This is a genomic window from Ferruginibacter sp. (assembly GCF_031430955.1).
Taxonomy (GTDB): Bacteria; Bacteroidota; Bacteroidia; order Chitinophagales; family Chitinophagaceae; genus Ferruginibacter.
The window spans coordinates 1-4,000 of the sequence record NZ_JANPCM010000356.1 but is presented as its reverse complement, the minus strand read 5'-3'; the positions used below and the strand labels follow the sequence as shown (position 1 = coordinate 4,000).

The 4,000-nt window shown below is 36.5% G+C and carries 6 protein-coding genes; all 6 read left to right on the top strand.

All coding sequences use genetic code 11. From position 1 onward, the window contains the following. Positions 1 to 663: pyridoxal-phosphate dependent enzyme (locus ACY65O_RS10110; RefSeq protein ID WP_462220732.1), on the top strand; the 663-nt coding region annotated here is incomplete at its 5' end. Between the two features lie 104 nt (positions 664 to 767). Further along, the gene (locus tag ACY65O_RS10105) at positions 768 to 1,118 is read left to right on the top strand and encodes an endonuclease domain-containing protein (RefSeq protein WP_462220731.1); all 351 of its coding nucleotides are present in this window, start codon (positions 768 to 770) and stop codon (positions 1,116 to 1,118) included. Positions 1,119 to 1,255: 137 nt separating this feature from the next. Continuing rightward, a complete protein-coding gene (locus ACY65O_RS10100; protein WP_462220730.1) occupies positions 1,256 to 1,612 on the top strand; it encodes a hypothetical protein in 357 nt (118 codons plus the stop codon). Position 1,613: 1 nt separating this feature from the next. Continuing rightward, positions 1,614 to 2,081: a GNAT family N-acetyltransferase gene (locus tag ACY65O_RS10095; protein ID WP_462220729.1), complete on the top strand. Its 468-nt coding sequence runs from the start codon at positions 1,614 to 1,616 to the stop codon at positions 2,079 to 2,081. Then, the gene (gene trpA / locus ACY65O_RS10090) at positions 2,078 to 2,866 is read left to right on the top strand and encodes a tryptophan synthase subunit alpha (RefSeq protein ID WP_462220728.1); all 789 of its coding nucleotides are present in this window, start codon (positions 2,078 to 2,080) and stop codon (positions 2,864 to 2,866) included. Before ACY65O_RS10095 ends, trpA begins: the two co-directional genes overlap by 4 nt. A 46-nt stretch (positions 2,867 to 2,912) precedes the next feature. Beyond that, a partial coding sequence (locus ACY65O_RS10085; protein WP_462220727.1) for a redoxin domain-containing protein occupies positions 2,913 to 4,000 on the top strand: 1,088 nt, incomplete at its 3' end.

Sequence of the window (4,000 nt, the reverse complement as noted above, 5' to 3'; positions counted from 1 at the left end):
ACAAATGAAGCGATAAGGGATTGGATCAACAATGCAAATGATACCTATTATATTATTGGATCGGTAGTAGGGCCGCATCCTTATCCGGATATGGTAGCAAGGTTTCAAAGTGTGATAAGTGAAGAAATAAAAAAACAATTGTTAGAAAAAACAGGCAGCGAAAATCCAAATTATGTAGTAGCGTGTGTGGGTGGTGGTAGTAATGCGGCTGGTGCATTCTATCATTTTTTAGATGCTGCTGATGTAAAATTAATTGCGGTGGAAGCAGCAGGTTGTGGTATCAACAGCGGTATGAGTGCAGCCACTACACAATTAGGTACGCCAGGTATTTTACATGGCAGTAAAAGTTTATTAATGCAAACTGCAGATGGCCAGGTGGTAGAGCCACACAGTATTTCAGCCGGATTAGATTACCCGGGCATTGGCCCATTACATGCACACTTGTACGAGAGTGGCCGTGGAATTTTTATGAGTGCAACGGATGAAGAAGCTTTATCATCAGCTTTTGAATTGAGTAAATTGGAAGGCATTATTCCTGCACTGGAAACTGCCCATGCTTTATTTATTTTAAATAAAATGGAATTTAAAAAAGATGATGTGGTAGTGGTTTGTTTGAGTGGGAGGGGAGATAAGGATTTGGATACGTATATGAAATATATTTGACCTCACCCCAGCCCTCTCTTTGAAGAGAGGTGGCACGACTCTGATACTTTAAAGTGTTTTTATTTTTATAACTGCGGTAATTTTATTTTTTACGTGCTACTTGTATGAATGAGTATAACGATAAGCTTCATGGCAATTCAAGGCCATCAACATACGAGAACGCAAGAGACTTGCGCAAAGTGCAAACAAAAGCAGAAGGGAAATTGTGGGAGGCTTTAAGGAATGGTAAAGTGGATGATTTAAAATTCAGGAGGCAACATGCATTTGATAATTATATTTTAGATTTTTATTGCCATAAAATAAAACTGGCGATTGAAGTTGATGGAGCAGTACACAATGGTCCGGAAGTTACAGCATATGATAAAGTAAGGACAAAAAATTTGAATGATATTGGTATTACTGTTTTAAGATTTACCAATGATGAGGTAGAGAAAAACATAAGAAGTGTAATTTAAAAAATAAAAGATTGGGTAAAAGAAAATAATTTTGAAAATATGTAACCCCAATCTTCAAAAAAATAAAAGAAATAACAACCTCACCCCCAGCCCCTCTCCTCCAGGAGAGGGACTGGGGGTGAGGTAAAACCACAAACATGAAATACATCCTGATTTTAAGTACTATCCTCCTCTCTTCCTGCAGCAACGCCTTCATCAACCACAAACTAAAAGCAGAAAAAATTGGTGCCTGCAGTAATGAAGTAACACCCATTAAAATGATCTCCAACATTAATGGGGAGCGGTACGAATTTGAATATTGTCTGGAGGAAGGCTTTGATGAAAAAAATTATACGGTAGAAAGAAAGGGGGACAGTTTGATGGTGAATTTTCCGGCATCAACAAAACAAACGGCTTTGTATAAAATAATTATAGATATTGATGCTAAACCTGCTTACCGTATTATTTCGTTAGGTGGAAGAACGCTGAATATAAGACCGGCGGAAAGATTATAAAATGGACAACACAATTGCAATCATATCTTTTACTGAGGCACTGGCGCATCATTTTACAGCCCTCAACAAAGCATGGCTTCAAAAATATTTTGAGGTAGAACCTGTTGATGAAAAAATGTTAGCCAATCCTAAACAATATTTTATAGACAAAGGCGGCTTTATATTTTTTGTAATGTATAACAACGAAGTGGCCGGTACTTTTGCATTATTAAAAGTAAGTGATACCGTTTTTGAATTATCAAAAATGGCGGTGAATGAAAAATTCTTGGGAAAAAATATTGGCAATGCGATGATGGAATTTTGTTTGCAGGAGGCAAAAAGATTGCAACTGCATAAAGTAATTTTATATTCCAATACATTACTCGGCCCAGCCATTCATCTGTACAGAAAATATGGTTTTACAGAAGTTCCGGATTTTAAATCGGAGTATAAAAGAGCTAACATAAAAATGGAAATTGACATTGTATGAACAGATTAGATAAATTATTTGCAGCAAAAAAACAAAATGTATTAAACCTGTATTGCACTGCTGGCTATCCGCAATTAAATTCCACTATTGAAGTAATTACAGCTTTACAAAATAATGGCGCTGATATTATTGAAATCGGTATGCCCTACAGCGATCCTCTTGCCGATGGGGAAGTGATACAGCAAAGCAGCGCCGTGGCATTACAAAATGGCATGACGATAGAAGTTCTTTTTAATCAGTTACGTAATCTTCGCAACACTCCGCCAGCTGGCGGAAATGGGGGCATTCCAATTATTTTAATGGGTTACATGAATCCCATTTTGCAATTTGGCATAGAAAAATTTTGTGCTGCTGCAAAAGAAACAGGAGTAGATGGCATTATATTGCCTGATTTACCCATGTACGAATTTGAAACCCTGTACAAACCTTTGTTTGAAAAAAATGATTTGAAATTTATTTTTTTAGTAACGCCGGAAACAAGTGAAGAAAGAATAAAAAAAATTGATGCACTCTGCAGCGGATTTATTTATGCCGTTTCATCCTCTTCCACCACAGGTAAAAATAAAGCCATTGAAGGGCAGGAAGAGTATTTTAAAAAATTGCAACACATGAATTTAAAAAATCCTGTGTTGGTAGGTTTTGGTATAAAAGACAAAGCCACTTTTACAGCAGCCTGCAAATATACCAATGGCGCTATCATTGGTACTGCTTACATTAAAGCATTAGAAAATACCGGCAATATCAGCCAAACCACTAAAGAATTCATAAATAGTATTATTGGTTAATTCATTTTGCAAAAAAGCAATTAAATTGCAGGTTCAAATAAAAAATATGAAGCGGATTTTTCTTTTAGTATTCCTGTTACCGGCTTTTGCACTTGCACAAAAAAAACAAAAAGCTGCAGCAAAGACAAAAGTTACTGTAAAACCAAAGACTTTTGCAGTAACAAAAGCAACCGATGAATTTATTATCACAGGAGAAATTAAAGGTTTTGCCGATGGTACCAGTGTCTCGCTTTTAAACGGACAAACCGGAGCGCCTGAATCTGAAACAATAATCAGCAAAGAAAAATTTACTTTAAAAGGAAAAGCAACTACTCCCGATTTTAAAATATTGCTGTTTAATAAACAGCAACCTTACACCACCATTTTTTTAGATAACAGCACAGTTAAAGTTTCCGGTAAAAAAGAAAGTCTCGATAAACTTTCCGTAACGGGGTCACCTTCGCATAATGATTTTAATGCCTTCAATAAAATATTAGAGCCTTATCAAAATGTATTTGCACAAAACTCCGTGTACGATTCTGCATCGTTTACAAAAGCCGCAGAGTTAAGCAGCGATTTTGCAGCTAAACATCCCAGTTCATTTATAACACCATTAGCCATTATCCGTTACAATCAAATAGCCGATGATATTAATAAAACAGAATCGCTGTATAATTTTTTAACGGCTGAAGTAAAAAATACTCCGATGGCAAATTATTTGTCGCAGGTAATTACTGATGCTAAAAGAAATGCCATTGGCACATTACTGCCCGATTTTACACAGGCCGATACGGCAGGCATCCCTGTTAGCTTATCATCTTTCCGTGGCAAATATGTATTGATCGATTTTTGGGCAAGCTGGTGTGGCCCCTGCCGCCAGGAAAACCCTAATGTGGTTGCGGCATTTAATAAATATAAAAATAGAAACTTTACCATCTTAGGTGTATCGTTAGACAGGCCAGGTAAAAAACAAGACTGGTTAAATGCCATTAAAAATGATAACCTTACTTGGACGCATGTAAGCGATTTACAATTTTGGCAAAATGCAGTGGCGCAGCAATTTCAAATTTTCAGTATCCCACAAAATTATTTAATTGACCCCGAAGGAAAAATTGTAGGTAAAAATTTAAGGGGCGAAGCATTGGAGAGAAAACT

What these genes read in the sequence shown, in the direction of transcription:
- ACY65O_RS10100 (WP_462220730.1), top strand. Translation starts at nt 1,256, where the DNA reads ATGAAATACATCCTGATTTTAAGTACTATCCTCCTCTCTTCCTGCAGC.
- ACY65O_RS10095 (WP_462220729.1), top strand. Translation starts at nt 1,614, where the DNA reads ATGGACAACACAATTGCAATCATATCTTTTACTGAGGCACTGGCGCAT.
- trpA (WP_462220728.1), top strand. Translation starts at nt 2,078, where the DNA reads ATGAACAGATTAGATAAATTATTTGCAGCAAAAAAACAAAATGTATTA.
- ACY65O_RS10105 (WP_462220731.1), top strand. Translation starts at nt 768, where the DNA reads ATGAATGAGTATAACGATAAGCTTCATGGCAATTCAAGGCCATCAACA.